Source organism: Streptomyces sennicomposti, assembly GCF_019890635.1.
In the GTDB taxonomy this organism is placed as follows: Bacteria; Actinomycetota; Actinomycetes; order Streptomycetales; family Streptomycetaceae; genus Streptomyces; species Streptomyces sennicomposti.
This window is the reverse complement of sequence record NZ_JAIOAB010000088.1, coordinates 1-21,239: the sequence shown is the minus strand read 5'-3', so window position 1 is coordinate 21,239 and position 21,239 is coordinate 1. Positions and strand designations below refer to the sequence as shown.

Here is a 21,239-nt window from a genome sequence, read left to right as displayed (position 1 = left end):
GCGGGGCACCGCGCGCCGTTGTGGTGCTCTGGTGTCACCGGTGCGCGAGCGCGGTGGAGCGGGCGCGGCGAAGGGCTGGTGGGCGTATGGCGGCAGCGGCAGACCGGACGGACCCCGTGGTCGGAACGCCTCACGGGGCGGTACGCGGCAGGTACGAGCACGGGGTGGCCGTGTTCCGGGGCATCCCGTACGCGGCGCCCCCCTTCGGCCCCCGCCGGTTCCGGCCGCCCGAGCCGCCCGAGCCGTGGGACGGGGTGCGCGACGCGGGCGCGTACGGGCCGACCGCGCCCAAGCCGCCGTACTCGGAGGCCTTCGCGCAGTACCTGTCCGACCCGGCCGTCCCCGGCGACGACTGCCTCAACCTCAACGTCTGGACGCCCGAGCCCGGCCCCGGCGCCCGGCTGCCCGTGCTGGTGTGGCTGCACGGCGGCGCGTTCACCCGCGGCTCCTCCGCCGTCCCCGTCTACGAGGGGCACTCCTTCGCCCGCGACGGCGTCGTCCTCGTCTCCGTCAACTACCGGCTGGGTGTGGAGGGGTACGGACTGTTCCCGGACGCTCCCGCCAACGCCGGACTGCGCGACCAGCTCGCCGCGCTGAAGTGGGTGCACGAGTCGATCGCGGCGTTCGGCGGTGACCCGGACCGGATCACTCTGGCCGGCCAGTCGGCCGGTGCGATCAGCGTCGGCGCGCTGATCGCCGCCCCGCAGGCGCAGGGGCTGTTCCGGCGCGCCGTCCTGCAGAGCGGGCCGCCGGAGGCGTCCGACCGGGACAAGGTGCGGCGCATGGTGCGGCGGATGGCGACCCGGCTGAAGGTGCCCGCCACCGCCGAGGCGTTCGCCGCCGTCGACCGCGATCTGCTGCTGCGCACCCAGGCCGAGGTCGGCCGGATGAGCAGCCCGGTCCTCGGCGGCCCCGCCTTCGGGATCGTCGTGGACGGCGACCTCGTGCCCCGCGACCCCCTGGAGGCGCTGCTGGCCGGTGAGGCGGCGCGCGACGCCGACCTGCTCATGGGCTGGACGCGCGACGAGTACCGGCTGTGGCTGGTGCCCGGCGGTCTGCTGGAGCGCGTCGACCGGCTCGGCGCGGTCGCCCTGGCCGGCGCCATGGCCCGCTGCCACTGCGGTCACGAGGTGGTGCGCGGCTACCGTGCGCTGCGCCCCGGGGCCGGCGCCGCCGAGATCGTCGGCCAGCTGGTCACGGACCACCTGCTGCGCCGCCCGCTCCAGCGCCTGGCCGACGCCCGCCCTGGGAACGCGTACCTCTACGAGTTCGCGTGGCCCTCGCGCCTGCCCGGCCTCGGCTCCTGCCACGCGCTGGAGCTGGGGTTCGTCTTCGACACCGGCGATGTGCCGGACTCCCGCCGGCTCGCGGGCGAGGGCGCCCCGCAGGAGCTGGCCGACGCGATGCACGCCGCGTGGGTCCGGTTCGCCGCCGACGGCGACCCGGGCTGGGCCGCCTGGGACCCGGCCCACCCGGTCCGGATCTTCGGCGACGGCCCCCCGCGCACCGGGCACGGCCCCCGGGACGCGGAACTCGCCCTGTGGACGACGACCCCCGCGGCCCGCCCGGCGCCTCCCGCCCAGACCCCGCCGCCCCCACCGGAGACGACCTCCCCCGCGCGGGCCGCGGAACTCCGCGCGGTGATACGCCGCCTGCGCCGCTCCGGCTCCGGCGGAGTCCGCGGCGCCTGACCCGGCACGGGCACGCCCGTACGGCCCGGCATCACGGCCACCGTGAAGACCGACGTCAGCCCACTCGCGAGGCGTCCGCGCGACCCGCCCGGGAAGGGGGGAACGGCCCGGGAAGGGGGAGCGGGAGCGAGTCCGGGAGAGCGGGCCCTAGCCGTCCGACAGGGTCCGGGCGATCTCCGTGATCGTCTCCGGGCCCACCCGGCAGCAGCCGCCGATCAGACGGGCGCCAAAGGCGCGCCAGCGGGTCACCCGGTCGGCGTGGAAGGACGGGCGGCCGGACCAGGCCCGTGCCCCCGCGTCCCAGGCCTCGCCGCTGTTGGGGTAGACGACGACCGGCTTGCCGGTCACCCGCGCGGCCGTCGCCACGGCGGCGTCCGCGTCCTTTGGGTCGCAGCAGTTCACGCCCACCGCGATCACCTCGTCCGCCGTGGCGGCCGGTGCGAACGCCTCCTCCAGCGGCTGCCCGGCCCGGGTGCGCGGGCCCGCCACGGTGTACGACAGCCAGGCCGGCACGCCCAGCCCGCGCACCGCCCGCAGCAGGGCCCGCGCCTCGTCGGCGTCCGGCACCGTCTCCAGGGCCAGCACGTCCGGCCGGGCGGCCGCCAGCACCTCCAGCCGGGGCCGGTGGAAGCGCTCCAGCTCGCCGGCCGTGAGGCCGTAGCGGCCCCGGTACTCCGAGCCGTCCGCGAGCATCGCGCCGTAGGGACCGGCCGAGGCGGCCACCCACAGCGGCCGCGCGACGCCCTGGGCGCGTGCCCGCCGTACCGCGTCCCGGGCGAGGTCCACGCCGGACGCGATGAGCGCGGCCGCCCGCTCCCGGCCGATCCCCCGCCGGGCGAAGCCCTCGAAGGTGGCCTGGTAGCTCGCCGTGATCACCACGTCGGCGCCCGCGGTGAAGTAGGCGAGGTGCGCCTCGGTGACGGCCTCGGGCCGCTCGGCCAGCAGCCGTGCCGACCACAGGGCGTCGCCCAGATCGTGCCCGGCGGTCTCCAGCTGGTTGGACAGGCCGCCGTCGAGCACCAGCGTTCCGGCGGCGAGCGCGGCGGCCAGGTCGGGGGAGGTCTTGCTGGTCATGCCACGACGGTAGGGCGCTCCGGAGCAAGGGACCGCCCACGCGGGCACGGGCATCCGCATGCCAGGCGCTCGATCGGCGCCCGCATCGAACGGACCGCCCACGCGGGCGCGGGCATCCGGCGTGCGCCCGCGGGGCAGCGCCGGGGTGACGGGCCCGGGACCGGCCGTAACCCGCATGACGCCCTCGGAGGCGCCTGTCACAATCCCCGCATGACTTCAGCGATCCACCATGTGACGATCGACAGCGCCGACGCCTACGCCCTGGCCGGCTTCTGGTCGCAGGCCCTCGGCCTCCCCGTCCACGGGGACAACGCACCGGGCGACGAAGAGGTGCTGATCGAGGGCGCCGGGCTGCTGTTCATCACCGTGCCGGACGCCAAGACGGTCAAGAACCGGGTGCACCTCGACCTCCAGCCGCAGGACCGCACCCGCGACGAGGAGGTCGAACGGCTCCTCGCCCTCGGCGCCACCCTGGTCGACGACCGCCGCACCCCGGACGGCAAGGGCTGGGCGGTGCTCGCCGACCCGGAGGGCAACGAGTTCTGCGTGGAGCGCAGCGCGAAGGAACGCCAGGGCTGAGCGGGCCGGAGTCCCCCGGTGTCGGCGCGCGGGTGACCGCAACCCCACCGCGCGTGCGTCTCCGGCCTTGCCGCGCGCGGCAGTTCAGTGCGTCGGGAAGCCGAGCACCTCGGTCAGTCGGTCCGCGTACGCCTCGGGCCGTTCGACGGCGCCGATGTGCCCGCCGGGGAACTCGGCGAACACCCCGCCGCACCGCTCGGCCAGCAGCGCGGCGGTCCGGTGCAGCAGTTGACCGGCCGAGTCCGCCCCGGCGGCCACGGTCAGCGGCGCCTCGACGGGGCGCGCGGGCGGCGCGTACGCGGTGAAGGGCCGCAGCACATGGGCCAGGAACAGGGCCATGGGGGAGGCCGACTCCTCGGCGGGGGACAGGGGTTGCCCGTCCACGGGCGCTTCCGTCGTCGCCGTGCCGGTCGCGTCCGTGGCCGCCGTCTCCGTCAGTACGGCGCCCATCAGGGCTCCGGCCGCCTGCGGGCCCGCCGCCCGGTACGTGTCGTACACCCGGGCGAACAGGGCGCGTTGGCGTTCCCCGTCCGGCAGCACCGTCACGCACGGGGGCTCGTGCGCAACCACGTGCCGCAGCCGCCCGGGGTGCCGGACCGCCAGGTCCAGGGCCACGACACCGCCCGCGCTGGTGCCGAGGACGTACGCCGACTCGCCCGCCGGCAGCACCGCGTCGAGCACCCGGCGCGCCCCCTCGCTCCACTCCTCGACCCGCTGGTCGGCGACGGGCTGCCCGAGCCGCCCGTGGGCGAGGCCGAGCGGGTCGTGCGTGACGACCGTGAAGCGCTCGGCGAGCCGGTCGGTCAGCGGTTCGAGCCCCATGGGGTGGCCGGCGCCGCCGGGCAGGATCAGCAGCACCGGTCCGGTGCCGCGCACGTCGTAGTACAGGTCGGTCATGCTCTGGGTCCCTCCTCGGGAGCCTCAAGCGCCCCGGGCGCCTCGTGTGGCCCGGGCGTCTCGCGCGGCCAGTGGGTGAGCGCCGTGTGCAGCGCGTCCACGGCCCTGTCCCACGACGCCTGGACGTCCCTGGCCGCGTGGAAGCCGCCGGTGGCCTCCAGCGCGCAGTAGCCGTGGAAGGTGCTGCGCAGCAGGCGTACGGCGTCGGTCAGATCGGGTTCCGTCAGGCCGTAGCCGCGCAGCATGCCGTAGGTGATCTCGGCGGTGCGGCGCATGGCGGGGGAGTCGGCGGCCAGGGCGGGATCGACGCGGATCTGGGTGGCCGCGTACCGGCCCGGATGCGCGAGCGCGTAGGCGCGGTAGGCGCCCGCGAACGCCCGCAGCGCGTCCTTCCCGGCCCGTCCGGCCACGTCGGCGGCGATCCGGTCGATCATCTCCCCGCCGGCCAGCAGGGCGACCCGGGTGCGCAGTTCCTGGAGGTTGCGCACGTGCGAGTAGAGGCTCGCGTCCTTGACCCCGAACCGCCGGGCCAGCGCCGACAGGCTGACGTGGTCGAACCCGACCTCGTCGGCGAGGTCGGCGGCGGCCGCGACCAGCCGCTCCACGCTCAGCCCGACACGGACCACCACGGACCACCTCCCCGGGCCCCTAGGGCCTCTAGGCAGAAGCCTAGCCCAGGAAGCCGGCCGGCGTTCGGACGGTGTGCCCGGGCGGCCGTCAGCCGTCCAGCAGCCCTGCCACGAACGCGTTGGCGAACTTCCCCGCCGGGTCCAACTCCCTCGCCAGCGCGCGGAAGTCGGCCAGCCGCGGATACCGTCCGCGCAGCGCGGCGGCCGGCGTCGTGAACACCTTGCCCCAGTGGGGGCGCGGGTCGAACGGCTCCAGGGCGGCCTCCACCCGTCGTACCGCCGGGAGCACGGCCGCCGTGTCCTCGATCCAGGTGAAGTGCAGCGCCACCGTGTCCCGGCCGTGGCTCGGGCTCAGCCACTGCGCGTCGGCGGCGACGGTGCGCACCTCGCAGATCTGGAGCACGGGCGCGACGGCCGCGCGGATCTCATGCACGGCGTGCAGCGCGGCCAGGGCGTGGGTGCGCGGGAGCAGGTACTCCGACTGGAGTTCGGCGCCGCTGCTCGGGGTGAACTCCGGCCGGAAGTGCGGCAGTCGCTCGTGCCAGGGGCCGGGCACGCCGAACTGCTCGGTGCAGTTGCCGGCCGGCATCCCGGGCACCGGATGCAGGGCGACCTTCGCGGGCGCCGCCCACGGGAAGGCGGGCAGCGGATCGTCCGTGCGCCGCTTGAGCCACACCTGCCGGAAGCCGGGGTCGCGCCAGTCGGTGAACAGGCTCACGCTGTACGCCGCGCCCGCCACCGCCTCGAAGTCCAGCCCCTCCAAGGGCAGTTCGGTGAACAGGTGCTGCTCCACCTCGAAGGCCGGCACCAGGTCGAGGGTGAGCGCGGTGACGACGCCGAGCGCGCCGAGGGAGGTGACGGCCCCGTCGAACCGGGCGTCCCCGCGGGCGATCGTCGCACTCGTCCCGTCGGCCGTGACCAGCTCCACCTCGCGCACCGCCGAGGCGAGCGGCCCGTTGGCCACGCCCGAGCCGTGGGTGCCGGTGGCGACCGAGCCGGCCACCGAGATGTGCGGCAGGGAGGCCATGTTCGGCAGCGCGAGGCCGTGCGCGTGCACCCGCCGGGCCAGCTCCGCGTAGCGGACCCCGCCGCCGACCCGGACCGTGCGGGCCGCCGTGTCGACGTCCGCCTCCGCGGGCAGCGCGGCCAGCGAGAGCAGGACGCCGTCGGGACCGGGGTCGGCGATCTCGTTGAAGGAGTGCCCGCTGCCGAGGGCGCGCACCTTCGCGCTGCCGGCGACCAGCGCCCGCAGGGCACCGGCCGACTCCGGCCGGTGCACCTCCTTGGCGGTGTAGGCGACGTTGCCCGCCCAGTTCGTCACGGTCCCGGTCCCGGTCATCCTGTCGTCCTTCCCACGGCGCTGGCCCTTGGGCGGGCCCATGGGCCCCTGCGGCGCCCGTGCCCCGACAGTGTCACGTCATTTGTAAAGTGACAATACTAATTAGGGTCGGGCCATGGCACGCCCCACTGGGGGGACCCGGCACGGCCCGCCCGCGGGCGGGGGCATACCGTGAGGAGTCGTACGTACGAGCCAGGAGGAGAGACGGGATGGGCAGCCGTACCGCGCTGGTCGAGGATCTGATGGACCGCTTCCCGCACGTACCGCGGGAAGCGGTCTTCAAGGAGGACCTGCTGCGGGGTGGGGTGGCCTTCGACCCCTCCGCGCTCAGCGACAACGAGAACGGCGAGGTCAAGCCGAAGTCGTACTTCATCTTCTCCTTCGACCACGGCACCCTGCCCGAGCTGGGCGAGGCCGCGCTGCGCCGCCCGCCGGAGGAGATCATCCTCACCGGCGGCCCGTACGACCTGCGGCGCACCGTCGTCTCCGTACGGGTCAACCCCGCCTCGCCCTACCGGGTGGCCGCCGACGAGGACGGCGTGCTCGGCCTCTACCTCGACGGCCGGCGCATCGCCGACGTGGGCGTGCCGCCGATGCCCGAGTACTACCGGCACACCCTCTCCAACGGGAAGTCCGTGATGGAGGTGGCCCCCACCATCCAGTGGGGCTACCTGATCTACCTCACCGTCTTCCGCGTCTGCCAGTACTTCGGCGCCAAGGAGGAGTGCCAGTACTGCGACATCAACCACAACTGGCGCCAGCACAAGGCGGCCGGCCGCCCCTACACGGGTGTGAAGGACGTCGAGGAGGTGCTGGAGGCCCTGGAGATCATCGACCGCTACGACACCCAGAAGGCGTCCACCGCCTACACCCTCACCGGCGGCGCCATCACCAAGACCGTCTCCGGGCGCGACGAGGCCGACTTCTACGGCCACTACGCCAAGGCCATCGAGGAGCGCTTCCCCGGCCGCTGGATCGGCAAGGTCGTCGCGCAGGCGCTGCCCAAGGCGGACGTGCAGCGCTTCAAGGACTACGGCGTACAGATCTACCACCCCAACTTCGAGGTGTGGGACGAGTATCTGTTCAAGATGTACTGCCCCGGCAAGGAGCGCTACGTCGGCCGCGACGAGTGGCACAAGCGCATCCTGGACTCCGCCGACGTGTTCGGCGCGCGCAATGTGATCCCCAACTTCGTGGCGGGCGTGGAGATGGCCGAGCCGTTCGGCTTCAAGACCGTCGACGAGGCCATCGCCTCCACCACCGAGGGCCTGCGCTTCTTCATGTCGCACGGCATCACGCCCCGCTTCACCACCTGGTGCCCCGAGCCCACCACCCCGCTCGGCAAGGCCAACCCGCAGGGCGCGCCGCTGGAGTACCACATCCGGCTGCTCCAGGCCTACCGCCAGACCATGGAGGACTTCGGCCTCTCCTCGCCCCCCGGCTACGGCCCGCCCGGACCCGGCCGCGCGGTCTTCTCGGTCAGCTCCTTCATGGACAGCCTCCCGGCCGCCGACTCCGGCCCCGCGAGCGACGAGGGCGTCAAGGAGACGGCGCGCGAAGGCGCTTAGCGCCACGGGAGACTGGCGGGCGAGCGCGCTCGGCACGGCGAGGGACGGCGGGCGAGGGTGTTCGGCACGGCGAGAGGCGGCGGGCGAGGGTGCTCGGCGCCCCGGCGGTGGCGGGGGCGCGCGGAAATGGTGTTCGCGAGGGGGCGGCGTCCCGGCGGGCGGCGGTGTAGCTTTTCGGACACCACCGGCCACCGCCGGACACCTCGCCGGGCGTTTCAACGGCTCGGGCGGAGCAGGTCGGCGGTGACGGTGCGCGGTCGCGCGACGCGATGTGCGTGACGGCATCCGGATGATCGGCTTGTCAGTTGTGCAGGAGCCGTGAAAGGCTCTTGCTCCGCTGCGAGGCGAACCCAACTGCTTATCCCCGAGGGTCGGTCGACTCTCGCATCCGTGGACGCAGGAGAGCCATGCCCGACCGGCCGAGCCCCCAGGACGCCACCGAGGCCGCGCTGTTCGACGAATGCCGGGACGCCGTCCTCTCCTATGCCGACCTGTGCACCGCGGGCTCCGCCGCCGCGCACGATCTGGCCACGGAGGCGTTCGCACTCGGGGTGCGGGAGGTGCGCGCCGCCGACGCCGGCGCGTCCCGGGGCCGCCGTACGCCCCGGCTGCCCGCGATCCCGCTGATGCTGACCGCGGTGCGCACCACCGCCGCCGCCTGGGAGGCCGAAGGCCTCGGCCACCGGCTCGACCCCGATCTGCGGCTGTGGCTCAACTCCCCGCAGGCCGCCCGCTATCCGGGCCCGCCGCTGCACCGCCCGCTCGCCCTGCGCGCCCTCCGGGACCTCCAGGAGGCGGACGCCGCGCTGCTGTGGCTCACCGAGGTGGAGGCCCTGCCGCTGGTCGTGGTGGCCCGCCGGCTCGGCCTGGACCCGGCGGCCGTGTCGGGCGAACTGGACCAGGTGCGGGCCCTGTTCCGCGACCGCTGCCGCCGCGACCACCTCGACACCCCGATGGACGCCGAGTGCCGCAGCTACGCCCGGCTGCTGGACGCCGTCACCCGCCCGGCGGCGGCAGCCGCCGAGGCCCCCGAGGACCTCTCCCGGCACCTCGCCACCTGCGTGGGCTGCGCCGAAGCCGCCGCCTGTCTGCGCCCGCACGGCGGCGCGCTGCCCGCCGCGCTGGCCGGCGGCGTCATCGGCTGGGGCGGCCTCGCCTATCTGGAGCGCCGCCGCCGCGCCGCCGAGGCACGGCTGGGGCCCCGGCCGCCCGTGGCGGCGGGCGGCGAGACCGGGGACGGCGGCGGCCGGGCCCGGGTGGTGCGCGGCAGCCTGCTCGCCGCCGCCGTCGCGCTGTCGGCGCTGGCCCTGACCGTGTCGCTGATGCCGTTCGACGGCAAGGCGAACGACGCCGCGCGGAGCGACGGCGGCCGGCAGTCGGTGGCCGACCCCGGCATCCTCCCGCTGCCCACCGGCCCCTCGGCCGGCGCGAGCCCGGACGCCACGGCCGCCCCGCCCTCCTCGCCGGCCCCCTCCGCCGGGCGGCCGACCGCGACCGGCACGGCGCGCGCACCCGCCCACGACGACCCCGACCCGGAACCGCAGGGCACCGCCTCGCCCACCGCCGGCGAGGACCCGCCCGCCCCGGCGAGCAGCGAGCCGTCCGCCGCCTGCCAGGTCCGCTACCGGGTCGTCAACGAGTGGACCGACGGCTTCCAGGCCACCGTCACCGTCACCACCGCCCGCGCCCTCGACACCTGGCGCGTCGCCTGGACCTTCCGCGACGGCCAGCGCGTCGGCCAGATGTGGGACGCCGAGGCCGCCCAGAGCGGCCCCCGGGTCACCGCCGGCGCGACCGACTACAACAGCTCGGTCGCCGCGGGCGGCACCTTCGCCTTCGGCTTCGTCGCCGACCGCCACGGCGCGAACTCCACGCCGTACGCCTTCAGCCTCAACGGCCGGGACTGCGCGGTCGCCTGACGCGGGTACGCCGGCGCGGGTACGTCGGCGCGGGGGCGACGCCGCCCGGGCGGTGACCGCGGCGGCGCCCGGCGTCCGGCGCGGGCCGTGGCGGCGCTCGGCATCCGGTGCGGGCCACGGCGGCCCCCGACGCGGGCCGCGGCCGTACGGCCGCCCGGCCGGAATCCGTCCCCGCGTCCGACGGACCCCACCGCACCCGGACCGCTCGCCCTTCGAGTGTGACCCGAACGGCCCTGTCGGGTACCCGGGCGGCCCCCGAGGGTGGAGGGTGTGCCACGTGGCATGTCGCGCGCAGCACGCCCACCGCCGCAGTCCCCAGGAAGGAATCCCGATGTCCGTCGAGACGCAGCAGGCGCCGGCCGCACTCACGGACGAGGAGCTAGCGGAACTGGACGCCCACTGGCGTGCCGCGAACTACCTCGCCGTCGGCCAGATCTACCTGATGGCCAACCCCCTGCTGACCGAGCCGCTGCGCCCGGAGCACGTCAAGCCGCGGCTGCTCGGCCACTGGGGCACCTCGCCCGGCCTCAACCTCGTGCACACCCACCTCAACCGCCTGATCAAGAACCGCGACCTGGACACGGTGTGCGTCTGGGGGCCGGGCCACGGCGGGCCGGCCGTGCTCGCCAACTCCTGGCTGGAGGGCTCCTACACGGAGACCTACCCGGACGTGACGCGGGACGCGGCCGGCATGGCGCGGCTGTTCAAGCAGTTCTCCTTCCCCGGCGGGGTGCCGAGCCACGTCGCCCCCGAGACGCCCGGCTCCATCCACGAGGGCGGCGAACTCGGCTACGCCCTCTCCCACGCCTACGGCGCCGCCCTCGACAACCCGGACCTGCTGGTCGCCTGCGTCATCGGCGACGGCGAGGCGGAGACCGGGCCGCTGGCCGCGTCCTGGCACTCCAACAAGTTCCTCGACCCGGTGGACGACGGCGCGGTCCTGCCGATCCTGCACCTCAACGGCTACAAGATCGCCAACCCGACCGTCCTGGCCCGGCTCCCCGAGGCCGAACTGGACGAACTGCTGCGCGGCTACGGCCACGACCCGCTGCACGTCACGGGCGACGACCCGGCGGCCGTGCACCGCGCCCTGGCCGCCGCCCTGGACACCGCCGCCGACCGCATCGCCGCCATCCAGCGCGCCGCCCGCGAGGACGGAGCCACCGAGCGGCCCCGCTGGCCGATGATCGTGCTGCGCACCCCCAAGGGCTGGACCGGCCCCGCCGAGGTGGACGGCCTGCCCGTGGAGGGGACCTGGCGCGCCCACCAGGTCCCCCTCGCCGCCGTCCGCGACAACCCCGAGCACCTGCGGCAGCTCGAAGCCTGGCTGCGCTCCTACCGGCCCGAGGAACTCTTCGACGAGCACGGCGTCCCGCGCCCGGCGGTCCTGGCCGCCCTCCCGCACGGCGCCCGCCGGCTCGGCGCCAACCCGCACGCCAACGGCGGCCTGCTGCTGCGCGAACTGCCCATGCCCCCGCTGGAGAAGCACGCCGTCGCCGTCGACAAGCCCGGCGCGAGCATGCACGAACCCACCCGCGTCCTCGGCGAGTTGCTGGAGGACGTCATGCAAGCGACCGCCGAACGGCGCGACTTCCGCCTGGTCGGCCCCGACGAGACCGCCTCCAACCGCCTCCAGGCCGTCTACGCGGCCAGCGGCAAGGCCTGGCAGGCCGAGACCCTCGACGTGGACGAACACCTCGACCGGCACGGCCGGGTGATGGAGATCCTCTCCGAACACACCTGTCAGGGCTGGCTGGAGGGCTACCTCCTCACCGGCCGGCACGGACTGTTCTCCTGCTACGAGGCCTTCGTGCACATCGTGGACTCCATGGTCAACCAGCACATCAAGTGGCTGCGCACCACCCGCCGCCTGGGCTGGCGCGCCCCCATCGCCTCGCTGAACTACCTGCTCACCTCGCACGTCTGGCGCCAGGACCACAACGGCTTCTCCCACCAGGACCCCGGCTTCGTCGACCACATCCTCAACAAGAGCCCCGAAGCGGTCCGCGTGTACTTCCCGCCGGACGCCAACACCCTGCTCTCCGTCGCCGACCACGCGCTGCGCAGCCGCGACTACGTCAACGTGATCGTCGCCGGCAAGCAGCCCTCCTTCGACTGGCTCTCCATGGACGAGGCCGTCGTGCACTGCGCGCGCGGCGCCGGCGTCTGGGACTGGGCCGGCACCGAGGACGGCAGCCGCGAACCCGACGTCGTCCTCGGCTGCGCCGGCGACGTGCCCACCCTCGAGGTGCTGGCCGCCGCGCAACTGCTGCGCCGCGAGCTGCCCGAGCTGGCGGTGCGGGTGGTCAACGTCGTGGACATCGCCCGGATGATGCCGAGCGGGGAGCACCCGCACGGCATGTCCGACTTCGAGTACGACGGCCTGTTCACCGCCGACAAGCCGGTGATCTTCGCCTACCACGGCTACCCGTGGCTGATCCACCGCCTGGCCTACCGGCGCAACGGCCACAGCCACCTCCACGTGCGCGGCTACAAGGAGATCGGGACCACCACCACGCCGTTCGACATGGTCGTCAGCAACGACCTCGACCGCTACCGCCTGGTCATGGACGTCATCGACCGCGTCCCCGGCCTCGCGGTGCGCGCCGCTGCCGTACGCCAGCGCATGGAGGACACCCGGCTGCGCCACCACGCGTACATCCGCGAGCACGGGGTGGACCTGCCCGAGGTGGCGGACTGGTCCTGGGACGGCTGAGACGACGACACGGGGGACCCGCGCCCCGGGGCGGCCCGTTGGTGCCGGACACGGCGGCGGGCGATCCTGGGAAGCGGGTCCCTGAGGGAGGCATGGTCATGCACGCTCAGCTAGGCGATCGGCTCGTGGTGGAAAGCCCGGTCACCGGCGTCACCCGGCGCGACGGCGAGATCGTCGGCCTGCACCACGACGACGGCACCCCGCCGTACGACGTGCGCTGGTCGGACACGGGCGAGATCACCCTCGTCTTCCCCGGCCCGGACGCCCACGTCCACCCGGTGGGCCACGGAGAGCCGACGGGCCAGGCTGAGCCGACGGGCCAGGCTGAGCCGGTGGCCCACGGGCGTCGGGAGCCCTCGGCACCGGCCCCGGCGCCGGAGGGGGCGCCCTCCGGCGGCGGGGCGCGGGCGGGGCGGCCCGGGGACATCGGGCGGCGGCTGACGGCCGCACGGGAGCGGCAGGGGCTCAGCGTGGCGGAGGCGGCCGCCCGGGCCCGGATGTCGCCGCAGTACCTGTCCTATCTGGAGGAACACCCGTCGGACCCCAGCCCGGCGACGCTGCTGCGGCTGGCCGACGCGCTCGGCACCACGCTCGACGCGCTGCGCGGCGGCGACCAGGACCTGCCGCCCGGCCAGGGCCACGCGCTGCTGCACCCGCTGCTGACGGACCTCGGCGAGGACGAGAGCAGGGAACTGCTGTCCACGCACGGAGTGGGCCGGATCGGGCTCACCACCCCGGACGGCCCGGCCGTCCTGCCGGTCAACTACGACGTGATCGACGGCGACGTCGTCTTCCGCACCGCGACCGACGCGGCCCCGGCCGCCGCCCTCGGCACGGAGGTCGCCTTCGAGGTCGATCACGTGGACGACGCGCTCAGCCGGGGCTGGAGCGTGCTCGTGGTCGGCCCCGCGGAGGCGGTCACCGACCCGGAGGCGGTGCGCCGGCTGGAGGAGCGGGCGCACTCCACTCCCTGGGCGGGCGGCCGGCGCACCCTGTGGGTGCGCATCCGCACCGCCCGCGTCACGGGCCGCCGCATCACACCGGCCGAGCCCTAGGGGAGGAGCCGGAGGGGGAGCGCGCTCACCTGGTTCCGCTGCCGTAGGGGGCGTAGAGGTCCAGCAGACGGACGCGGGCCGCGTGCAGCCGGTGGACGACGACCGCGCCGACCCAGCAGGCCACCGCGTGGCCGAACTCGTGGTCCTGCGCGCACAGCGTCCGCACGGTCTCCGCGTCGAACTCGTGCGCCCGCACCGGGGTCACCGCCTCGGCGCCGAGCTGCCAGACGTAGGGCGCGAAGTGCCAGGAACAGCCGACGAGTTCGCCGTGCCCGAGGGACTCGATCACGGCGGCGCGGCGGCCGGGGACGTGCAGGTCGAGGGCGACGGTCCCGGTCCGGACGATCCAGAACCGGTCGGCGTGCCGCCCCTCCTCGAACAGCCGGGCGCCGACGTCGAAGGACACCTCGCGGGCGAGGTCGGTCAGCCGTGCGCGGTGCTCGGCCGGCAGGGCTCCGGTCAGGGTGGTGGTGGAGGTCATCGCTGCGGCTCCTTCGTGTCCCTCGGTCCCGTATCGGCTGCGGACCGGCCCCGTACCGGCGTGCGGGCCGCTGCCGACTTCAGCTTGCGACCGCGCGGCACGGTGCGCCACGGGTCGCTCGGCCCCGGGGGAGGGCCGTTCGGCCCGGGCGGCGGCAGAGGTGTGAGCGTCGTGCTCGTGGCGCCGCGCCTCCTCGCGGTCGGGGGCTCGGCGTCGCTGTGCGCACCGCGCGAGGAGACGGCGTGAGCCCGCCGTCGGTCATGCCAGGGACAGGAACAGCTTCTCCATGCGGGCCCGCATCGCCGCGGCGTCCTCGCCGTTCCTGCGGCCGGACTCGATGTCGGCGACGCACTTCTGCAGACCGGTCGCGATGATGGCGAAACCGGCCCGGTCCAGGGCGCGCGAGGCGGCGGCGAGCTGCGTGACGACCTCCTCGCAGTCCCGGCCCTCCTCGATCATCCGGATGACCCCGGAGATCTGGCCCTGCGCGCGGCGCAGCCGGTTCAGTACGGCCTTGAGGTCGGTGCCGTCCAGCTCCAGTTCCACGATCACTCCTAGCGACATACCCCTGGGGGTACTGTACGTCCCGTTTCGGGCCGACGTCGAACACCCCACTGTCCCGGAAGGACGGTAACCGCGCGGAAAAACCCGTGGCGGCCGGATGCGGGCCCTTCTAGAGTGGGCGTCGCTTCACGCGGTGGCCGTCGGCCGCCGCTGCCGACGAGGTTGTGCGACAGGAGGTGTGACCGATGGCTGTCTTTGCGAAGGGCGCTGCCCGCGTTCAGAGGATCGTCCACTCCACCTCCGTGGCCTCCGGCTGACCCACCACTTCCCCCGCGCCAGGCGGCGCGGGCGGCCGGGGCCGCCCTTGTGAAGGGTTTCCCTTGTCTTCCTCCGCTTCCGGTTCCCCCGAGGCTTCCTTCTCCGAGACGTCTCCTTCCGAGGCCTCCTCATCCTCCGCAGCCTTCTTCGCGGGGACGTCCGTCTCCGCCTCCTCCCCGCACCCGCTCTCCGGCTACGGCTGGGACGAGGGCTGGGCGGCCGAGTTCGCCCCGCACGCCGAGCAGGGGCTCCTGCCCGGCCGGGTCGTCCGCGTCGACCGCGGTCAGTGCGACGTGATCACCGCGGGCGGTGTGCTGCGCGCCGACACCGCCTTCGTCACCCCGCACGATCCGCTGCGGGTCGTGTGCACCGGCGACTGGGTCGCCGTCGAACCCGGCGGCAACCCGCGCTACGTACGGTCGTATCTGCCGCGCCGTACCGCCTTCGTCCGGTCCACCTCCTCCAAGCGGTCCGAGGGGCAGATCCTCGCCGCCAACGTCGACCGCGCGGTCGTCGCCGTCTCCCTCGCCGTCGAGCTGGACCTCGGCCGCATCGAGCGGTTCCTCGCCCTGGCCTGGGAGTCCGGGGCGCAGCCGCTGGTCGTGCTGACCAAGGCCGACCTCGTACCGGACCCGGTGGGGCTGTCGTACCTCGTCCGGGACGTGGAGACGACGGCGCCCGGGGTGCCGGTCCTCGCGGTCAGCGCGCTGACCGGGGACGGGCTCGACGTGCTCGCCGCCGCCGTCGCCGACGGGACCTCCGTCCTGCTCGGGCAGTCCGGCGCCGGCAAGTCCTCGCTGGCCAACGCGCTCCTCGGCGAGGACGTGATGGGCGTCCAGCACATTCGTGACGTGGATGGCAAGGGCCGGCACACGACCACCACCCGGAACCTGCTCGTCCTGCCCGGTGGTGGCGTCCTGATCGACACGCCGGGGCTGCGCGGGGTCGGCCTGTGGGACGCCGAGAGCGGGGTCGGGCAGGTGTTCGCCGAGATCGAGGAGCTGGCCGCGCGGTGCCGGTTCCACGACTGCGCCCACGACAGCGAGCCCGGCTGCGCCGTCCTCGCCGCCGTCGACACCGGCGCCCTGCCCGAACGCCGCCTGGACAGCTACCGCAAGCTGATGCGCGAGAACCAGTGGATCACCGCCAAGTCCGACGCGCGGCTGCGCGCGGAGATCCGCCGCGACTGGAAACGAAAGGGCGCGGAGGGCCGCGCGGCGGCGGCAGCGAAGCGGGGGCGCCGGGGGTAGGGCCGCGTGGGCCGTCACGGCCCACGCGGCCCGTGCCGGCCCCCGGCCCTGGCGGCCCGTGCTGGCCCCCGGCCCTGGCGGCCCGTGCTGGCCCCCGGCCCTGGCGGCCCGTGCCGGCCCCTGGCCCTGGCGGGCGGGCCGGCCGCCGGGCCTCGGCCCCGGGCCTCGAGCCCGGACCCTGGCCTCGGCCCCGGGCCTCGCGCGCCGGCTCCCCGGGCGTCGGCCTCGGGCCTCGCGCCCGGGTCCCGGCCTCGGGCGTCGGCTTCGGCCCCCGCGCCCCGGCCTCGGCCCCGGGCCTGGCACCTCGGCCCCGGCCCTGGCGGGCGGGCCAGCCGCCGGGCCTCGGCCTCGCGCCCCGGCCCCCGGGCGTCGGCCCCGGGCCTCGCGTCCCGGCCCCGGCCCCGGCCTCGGGCGTGGGCCTCGGCCCCCGGGCCTCGCGTCCCGGCCCTCGACCTCGGGCCTGGCACCTTGACCCCGGCTTCGGGCCCCGGCCCCGGCCCCGGTCCTGGAGGGCGGGCCGGCCGCTGAGCCCAGGCCTCGGGCGTCGACCCCGGTCCCGGCCCCCGGTCCTGGCCCCCGGTCCTGGCCCCCGGCCCGGTCCCCGGGGCCTCCCGCCCTGGCGGGTGGGGCCCCCGGCCCCGGCCGACAAGACGTCGCCGGCGGTACGGGCGCCGCGCCCCCCGTGACGGCCCCCGCACCGCGATGTCCGATTCCCGCCAGTCCCGGGCGCGCCGAGGGCGGACACTGGGCAGTGTGATGGATGAGGACAGCAGGTACGAGGCGGTGCGCAGCCGGGACGGGCGGTTCGACGGTGAGTTCTTCTTCGCCGTCGAGACGACCGGGATCTACTGCCGTCCCAGCTGCCCCGCCGTGACGCCCAAGCGGCACAACGTGCGGTACTTCGCCACGGCCGCCGCCGCCCAGGGCGCGGGCTTCCGCGCCTGCCGGCGGTGCCGGCCGGACGCGGTGCCCGGCTCCGCCGACTGGAACGTCCGCGCCGACGTCGTCGGCCGGGCGATGCGCATGATCGGCGACGGCGTGATCGACCGGGAGGGCGTCGCCGGGCTCGCCGCCCGGCTCGGCTACAGCGCCCGGCAGGTGCAGCGGCAGCTCACCGCCGAACTCGGCGCCGGACCCGTCGCCCTCGCCCGCGCCCAGCGGGCCCACACGGCACGCGTCCTGCTCCAGACCACCGACCTGCCGGTCACCCAGATCGCCTTCGCGGCCGGATTCGCGAGCGTACGGCAGTTCAACGACACCGTCCGCGCCGTCTACGCCGCCACCCCCAGCGAACTGCGCGCCGCCGCGCCCCGCACCCGGCGCCGCCCGGCCGCCGCGCCCACCGCCGGGATTCCGCTGCGCCTCGCCCACCGCGGCCCCTACCAGGCCGGTCCCGTCTTCGACCTGCTCCAGCGCGAGGCCGTGCCCGGGGTGGAGGAGGTGAGCGGGCGGCCGGGCGCGCGGACGTACCGGCGCACCCTGCGCCTGCCCCACGGCGCCGGGATCGCCGCCGTCGCCGAACGCACCGGCGCGCCCAGGGCCGCCTCCGGCGCCCGGCCGGGCGGCTGGCTGGAGGGCCGGCTGCATCTGACCGACCCGCGCGACCTGACCACGGCCGTACAGCGGCTGCGCCGGCTGTTCGACCTCGACGCCGACCCGTACGCCGTGGACGAGCGGCTCGGCGCGGACCCCCGGCTGGCCCCGCTGGTCGCGGCCCGCCCCGGCCTGCGCTCGCCCGGCACCGCCGACCCCGAGGAGGCCGCGGTCCGCGCGCTGGCGGGCCCCGCGGCCGCCGCCGAGCTGGTACGCCGCTACGGCAAGACGCTGGACGCCCCCTGCGGCAGCCTCACCCACCTCTTCCCCGAACCGTCCGTCCTCGCCGAGGCGGAACCGCACGGCCCCCTGGGCGCCCTGACCGCCGCCCTCGCCGACGGCGACGTCCGGCTGGACCCCGGCGCCGACCGCGACGCAGCGCACCGCGCGCTGCTCGCCCTGCCCGGCCTGGACGCGGCCACCGTCGCCGCGATCCGCACCCGCGCCCTCGGCGACCCCGACGCGGCCCCGCCGGACGCGCACACCCCCGACAGCTGGCGCCCCTGGCGCTCCTACGCCCTCAACCACCTGCGCGCAGCAGGGGAGTCGGAGATCCGATGACGACCACCGGCCATGAGCCCACCCACGACACCACGGCCATCGCCGCCGCCGCGACGGCCCCCATGACGCCGCCCGACCCGGCCACCACGTACTGGACGAGGCTCGACAGCCCCCTCGGGCCGCTGCTCCTCACCGCCGACCCGGACGGCGCCCTGACCTCGCTGTCCGTGCCCGGCCAGAAGGGCGGGCGCACGGTCCAGGCGGACTGGCGGCAAGACGCCGGGCCCTTCCGCGCGGCCGAGGAACAGCTGCGCGCCTACTTCGCCGGCGAACTCAAGGAGTTCACACTGCCGTTGCACACCTCCGGCACCGCCTTCCGGGAACGCGTATGGGCCGCCCTGGACACCGTCCCGTACGGCGCGACCACCACGTACGGCGAGATCGCGGCCCGGATCGGGGCCTCCCGGGCGGCGGTTCGCGCCGTCGGCGGGGCGATCGGCGCCAACCCCCTGCTGGTGGTGCGCCCTTGCCACCGCGTGATCGGCGCGGACGGCTCCCTCACCGGGTACGCGGGCGGTCTGGAGCGCAAGACACGGCTGCTCGGCCTGGAGGGAGCCCTCACCCCCTGAGCCCCGCGCTCTCCCCGAACGCCCCTCGTCAGCGCTGCCGTTCCCGGGCCACCCAGCCGCGTTCGTAGGCGTGCCAGCCCAGTTGCAGCCGGGTGGTCACCCCGGCCAGCTCCATCAGCCGTTTCACCCGGCGCTGCACGGTCCTCAGGCCCAGGTCGAGCTGCTTGGCCACGCTCGCGTCGGTGAGCCCGGCCAGCAGCAGCGACAGCACCTCCAGATCGGTGGCGTCCGGGCCGTCCGGGCCCTGCTCGGTGACGCCGGACGCGCCCAGCCGCAGCGGCAGCCCGGTGCGCCACACCGACTCGAACAGCCCCGACAGCAGCTCCAGCAGACCGCTGGCGTGCACGACGAGCGCGGCCGGCTCCGCCGAGTGCGTCGTCAACGGCACCATCGCCAGCGACCGGTCGGCCACCACCAGCTTGGTCGGCACCTCGTCCACCACCCGCACCTGCTCGTCCCGGCCCAGCGCGGCCGTCAGCTCCGTGATGCCGTGCGGCTGGTGGAGCACCGCGCGCTCGACCACCACCCGGTAGCGCACACCGCGCCCGGCCGCCTGCTCCTCGGCGTCGTTCTCACTGCCGGAGACGGCGACCGGGTTGTCGGTGACCAGCGCGCACACCTCCTCGTTCGCGCCCAGCTGGAGCTGGAGGAAGCGCTGCGCGACGGCGGGCGCGCCGGTGACCACCTCCACCAGATCGTGCACCGCCGGTTCGGCCGCCGCCGCCCGGTACTCCTCCGCGAGCAGCGCGGCGGCCAGTTCCGCCTTCTCCAGTTCGTGCCGCTGCTGGGTGAGCAGTGCGCCCAGCGCCACCCCGGGGGGCGCGGCGACCCAGCGGCCGGGCCGTGCGGAGGACTGCGCCGCGAGGCCGTGCCGTTCCAGGCAGCGCAGCGCGCGCTCGGTGTCCCGCTCGCCGAGCATCAGCCGCCGCGCGAGATCGGGCACCTCGGCGGCGCCCACGGACACCAGTGCCCGGTACGCCGACTCGTGCCGCTCGTCCAGACCTATCGCTGCCAGCATCGGCTGCCGTCCCTCCCCATTCGGGCGCTCTGCCACGGTGATCGCGGCGGGCCCGTCAGTGGCGGAAAACGGCCACGGCGCAAACCCGCCTTCCAACATCATCGCGGTACCGGTGGTCCTCCTGACAAGGTGGCATCACCGAAGCATCGATGTGCCGCCCCGGAGGCCGTGGCCTGCGTGGACGCCGGCTGCGTGCGGCGGCCGTCCAGTCGTGACCCGGCACCGGGTCGCCCAGGTGTCGCCGGGCGGTTCTCCCGTGGGGGGTGGGACCGCCCGGCGGCTTTGTTTCGTACGGGAGTGCGAGCCATCACCCGAGGGGTCCGTTCGCGGGGCGGGCGCCCGCCGGATTTTCCCGTTGCCCCGTTTTCCCGAGCCCCCCGCGGTGGATTATTGAGGGCATGAGCCAGCAGGGGGGAAGGCCCACCGGTCACGAGGACGACTGGTGGAGGCAGTTGTACGACGACTCCACCGAGGACACGGGTCCGACGGCCGCGGCCGATTCCCTGGACGACCGCTTCGCCTCGGCCGCCGACGCGCTGGACGGGGCCGAAGGCCCCGGGGCGCCGGGAGCCGGTGCCGAGGGCGACGGTCCCGAGGGGGACGGGCGGGGCCGGGACGAGGAGTGGTTCTCGTTCGGGGAACGTCCGCCCTCGCCCACGCCGGAGACGGCCGTACCCGCACCGCGCACCACCGGCCCGGCGGCGGAGACGCCGTACGGGTCGGCTGGCGGGGCATCGTCCGGTCCGGCCGCGCCGCCGCCCGAGGAACCCGGCGGGACGGCTCCCGGCCCGACCGCCGGCCCGACCGCCGAGCCGTCGGGCGAGTCTCCGCGGGGCGTGGACCGCGCACTCGGCTTCGGTCCCGACCCCGGCCGCCCCTGGACGACCGCGGGCGCCTCCGACGCGCGGGAGTCCGACCGCGCCCACGCCGCCCCGCCGCCGGACCCCGGCCCGGACTGGTGGCGCCGCGCGCCGCAGGACACCGCACCGGCCACCGCCCCCCGCCCGGCGCCCTTCGCCCCCGGCCCGACGCCTCCGCCCGAGCCGCCCACCACACCCGCACCCGAGCCCGCGACCGCGCCCCCGCCCGTACCCTCGCCCGCGCCTCCTGCCGCGCCCGCGCCCGGCGAGCCCGCCGGGGGCGCGTACGCCGGTGCGCGCGCCCCGGCGGACACCACTCCGCCGGACACCGCCCTCACGCCGGACACCGTCCCTGCGGCGGACACTGCCCGGACGGCGGACAGCGCAGTGACGGCGAACACCACCCCCGAGGACCCGCGCACCGCCGCGCCCGCACGCCCCACGTCACCCCCACGGCCCTCCGCACCCCCGCTCCCGTCATCACCGCCGCCGCCGCATGGAGCGGGACGGGCTGGTGCGGCGCACCGCCGACGCGACCGACGGCCGCGGTGTGGTGGTGGCGGTCACCGACACCGGTCTGGAGGTGTTCCGGCGGTCACCGTCACCGCCTCCGGCGCG

At 75.8% G+C, this 21,239-nt stretch carries 16 protein-coding genes; 9 read left to right on the top strand and 7 right to left on the bottom strand.

Annotated elements, in window-relative coordinates; translation table 11 throughout:
* The first annotated feature begins 86 nt into the window (after positions 1 to 86).
* Complete coding sequence (locus tag K7787_RS29865; RefSeq protein WP_223003547.1) at positions 87 to 1,691, top strand: carboxylesterase/lipase family protein; 1,605 nt, start codon at positions 87 to 89, stop codon at positions 1,689 to 1,691.
* 147 nt (positions 1,692 to 1,838) lie between these two features.
* On the opposite strand, the gene mmuM is transcribed toward K7787_RS29865, so the two are convergent.
* Complete coding sequence (mmuM, locus tag K7787_RS29860; protein ID WP_223003546.1) at positions 1,839 to 2,765, bottom strand: homocysteine S-methyltransferase; 927 nt, start codon at positions 2,763 to 2,765, stop codon at positions 1,839 to 1,841.
* Between the two features lie 210 nt (positions 2,766 to 2,975).
* Between mmuM and K7787_RS29855 the strand changes: the two genes are divergently transcribed.
* Entirely contained in the window at positions 2,976 to 3,344 is a 369-nt protein-coding gene (locus K7787_RS29855; RefSeq protein WP_223003545.1) for a VOC family protein, read from the top strand.
* Positions 3,345 to 3,428: 84 nt separating this feature from the next.
* On the opposite strand, the gene K7787_RS29850 is transcribed toward K7787_RS29855, so the two are convergent.
* The 3 genes from K7787_RS29850 to K7787_RS29840 form a co-directional block, all read right to left on the bottom strand.
* Positions 3,429 to 4,241, bottom strand: a complete 813-nt coding sequence (locus K7787_RS29850; protein ID WP_223003544.1) for an alpha/beta fold hydrolase — start codon at positions 4,239 to 4,241, stop codon at positions 3,429 to 3,431.
* On the bottom strand, positions 4,238 to 4,867 hold the full coding sequence (locus K7787_RS29845) for a TetR-like C-terminal domain-containing protein (RefSeq protein ID WP_223003550.1): 630 nt from the start codon (positions 4,865 to 4,867) through the stop codon (positions 4,238 to 4,240). The genes K7787_RS29850 and K7787_RS29845 overlap by 4 nt, the downstream gene beginning before the upstream one ends.
* Positions 4,868 to 4,958: 91 nt before the next feature.
* Positions 4,959 to 6,209: an FAD-binding protein gene (locus K7787_RS29840; RefSeq protein WP_223003543.1), complete on the bottom strand. Its 1,251-nt coding sequence runs from the start codon at positions 6,207 to 6,209 to the stop codon at positions 4,959 to 4,961.
* Between the two features lie 209 nt (positions 6,210 to 6,418).
* On the opposite strand from K7787_RS29840, the gene K7787_RS29835 reads away from it, so the two are divergent.
* The 4 genes from K7787_RS29835 to K7787_RS29820 all read left to right on the top strand — a co-directional run bounded on the left by K7787_RS29835 (position 6,419) and on the right by K7787_RS29820 (position 13,467).
* Positions 6,419 to 7,777 carry a radical SAM protein gene (locus tag K7787_RS29835; RefSeq protein WP_223003542.1) on the top strand — a complete coding sequence of 453 codons (1,359 nt, stop codon included), beginning with the start codon at positions 6,419 to 6,421 and terminating at the stop codon, positions 7,775 to 7,777.
* A 407-nt stretch (positions 7,778 to 8,184) separates the two neighbouring features.
* Entirely contained in the window at positions 8,185 to 9,696 is a 1,512-nt protein-coding gene (locus K7787_RS29830; RefSeq protein WP_223003541.1) for a cellulose-binding domain-containing protein, read from the top strand.
* Between the two features lie 331 nt (positions 9,697 to 10,027).
* Complete coding sequence (locus tag K7787_RS29825) at positions 10,028 to 12,412, top strand: phosphoketolase family protein (RefSeq protein WP_223003540.1); 2,385 nt, start codon at positions 10,028 to 10,030, stop codon at positions 12,410 to 12,412.
* 98 nt (positions 12,413 to 12,510) lie between these two features.
* Positions 12,511 to 13,467 carry a pyridoxamine 5'-phosphate oxidase family protein gene (locus K7787_RS29820; RefSeq protein ID WP_223003539.1) on the top strand — a complete coding sequence of 319 codons (957 nt, stop codon included), beginning with the start codon at positions 12,511 to 12,513 and terminating at the stop codon, positions 13,465 to 13,467.
* A 25-nt stretch (positions 13,468 to 13,492) separates the two neighbouring features.
* On the opposite strand, the gene K7787_RS29815 is transcribed toward K7787_RS29820, so the two are convergent.
* Together K7787_RS29815 and K7787_RS29810 are read right to left on the bottom strand one after the other, a co-directional pair.
* Positions 13,493 to 13,948: a Crp/Fnr family transcriptional regulator gene (locus K7787_RS29815; RefSeq protein ID WP_019984985.1), complete on the bottom strand. Its 456-nt coding sequence runs from the start codon at positions 13,946 to 13,948 to the stop codon at positions 13,493 to 13,495.
* Positions 13,949 to 14,206: 258 nt separating this feature from the next.
* Positions 14,207 to 14,494: a metal-sensitive transcriptional regulator gene (locus tag K7787_RS29810; protein ID WP_009191323.1), complete on the bottom strand. Its 288-nt coding sequence runs from the start codon at positions 14,492 to 14,494 to the stop codon at positions 14,207 to 14,209.
* A 338-nt stretch (positions 14,495 to 14,832) separates the two neighbouring features.
* Between K7787_RS29810 and rsgA the strand changes: the two genes are divergently transcribed.
* From rsgA to K7787_RS29795, 3 genes are all read left to right on the top strand, one after another.
* The gene (gene rsgA, locus K7787_RS29805; protein WP_223003538.1) at positions 14,833 to 16,020 is read left to right on the top strand and encodes a ribosome small subunit-dependent GTPase A; all 1,188 of its coding nucleotides are present in this window, start codon (positions 14,833 to 14,835) and stop codon (positions 16,018 to 16,020) included.
* Positions 16,021 to 16,776: 756 nt separating this feature from the next.
* Positions 16,777 to 18,174 carry a bifunctional transcriptional activator/DNA repair enzyme AdaA gene (locus K7787_RS29800; RefSeq protein WP_223003549.1) on the top strand — a complete coding sequence of 466 codons (1,398 nt, stop codon included), beginning with the start codon at positions 16,777 to 16,779 and terminating at the stop codon, positions 18,172 to 18,174.
* Positions 18,171 to 18,743, top strand: coding sequence for a methylated-DNA--[protein]-cysteine S-methyltransferase (locus tag K7787_RS29795; protein ID WP_372456705.1), 573 nt, complete (start codon positions 18,171 to 18,173; stop codon positions 18,741 to 18,743). Before K7787_RS29800 ends, K7787_RS29795 begins: the two co-directional genes overlap by 4 nt.
* A 28-nt stretch (positions 18,744 to 18,771) precedes the next feature.
* Here K7787_RS29795 and K7787_RS29790 read toward each other — a convergent pair whose 3' ends face one another.
* The gene (locus K7787_RS29790; RefSeq protein WP_223003537.1) at positions 18,772 to 19,761 is read right to left on the bottom strand and encodes a helix-turn-helix transcriptional regulator; all 990 of its coding nucleotides are present in this window, start codon (positions 19,759 to 19,761) and stop codon (positions 18,772 to 18,774) included.
* Positions 19,762 to 21,239 lie beyond the last annotated feature (1,478 nt).

Coding starts and splice junctions, on each gene's coding strand:
- K7787_RS29840 (WP_223003543.1), bottom strand. CDS start 6,209: ATGACCGGGACCGGGACCGTGACGAACTGGGCGGGCAACGTCGCCTAC.
- K7787_RS29865 (WP_223003547.1), top strand. CDS start 87: ATGGCGGCAGCGGCAGACCGGACGGACCCCGTGGTCGGAACGCCTCAC.
- K7787_RS29790 (WP_223003537.1), bottom strand. CDS start 19,761: ATGCTGGCAGCGATAGGTCTGGACGAGCGGCACGAGTCGGCGTACCGG.
- K7787_RS29815 (WP_019984985.1), bottom strand. CDS start 13,948: ATGACCTCCACCACCACCCTGACCGGAGCCCTGCCGGCCGAGCACCGC.
- K7787_RS29800 (WP_223003549.1), top strand. CDS start 16,777: ATGGATGAGGACAGCAGGTACGAGGCGGTGCGCAGCCGGGACGGGCGG.
- K7787_RS29795 (WP_372456705.1), top strand. CDS start 18,171: ATGACGACCACCGGCCATGAGCCCACCCACGACACCACGGCCATCGCC.
- K7787_RS29825 (WP_223003540.1), top strand. CDS start 10,028: ATGTCCGTCGAGACGCAGCAGGCGCCGGCCGCACTCACGGACGAGGAG.
- K7787_RS29855 (WP_223003545.1), top strand. CDS start 2,976: ATGACTTCAGCGATCCACCATGTGACGATCGACAGCGCCGACGCCTAC.
- K7787_RS29850 (WP_223003544.1), bottom strand. CDS start 4,241: ATGACCGACCTGTACTACGACGTGCGCGGCACCGGACCGGTGCTGCTG.
- K7787_RS29820 (WP_223003539.1), top strand. CDS start 12,511: ATGCACGCTCAGCTAGGCGATCGGCTCGTGGTGGAAAGCCCGGTCACC.
- mmuM (WP_223003546.1), bottom strand. CDS start 2,765: ATGACCAGCAAGACCTCCCCCGACCTGGCCGCCGCGCTCGCCGCCGGA.
- K7787_RS29835 (WP_223003542.1), top strand. CDS start 6,419: ATGGGCAGCCGTACCGCGCTGGTCGAGGATCTGATGGACCGCTTCCCG.
- K7787_RS29830 (WP_223003541.1), top strand. CDS start 8,185: ATGCCCGACCGGCCGAGCCCCCAGGACGCCACCGAGGCCGCGCTGTTC.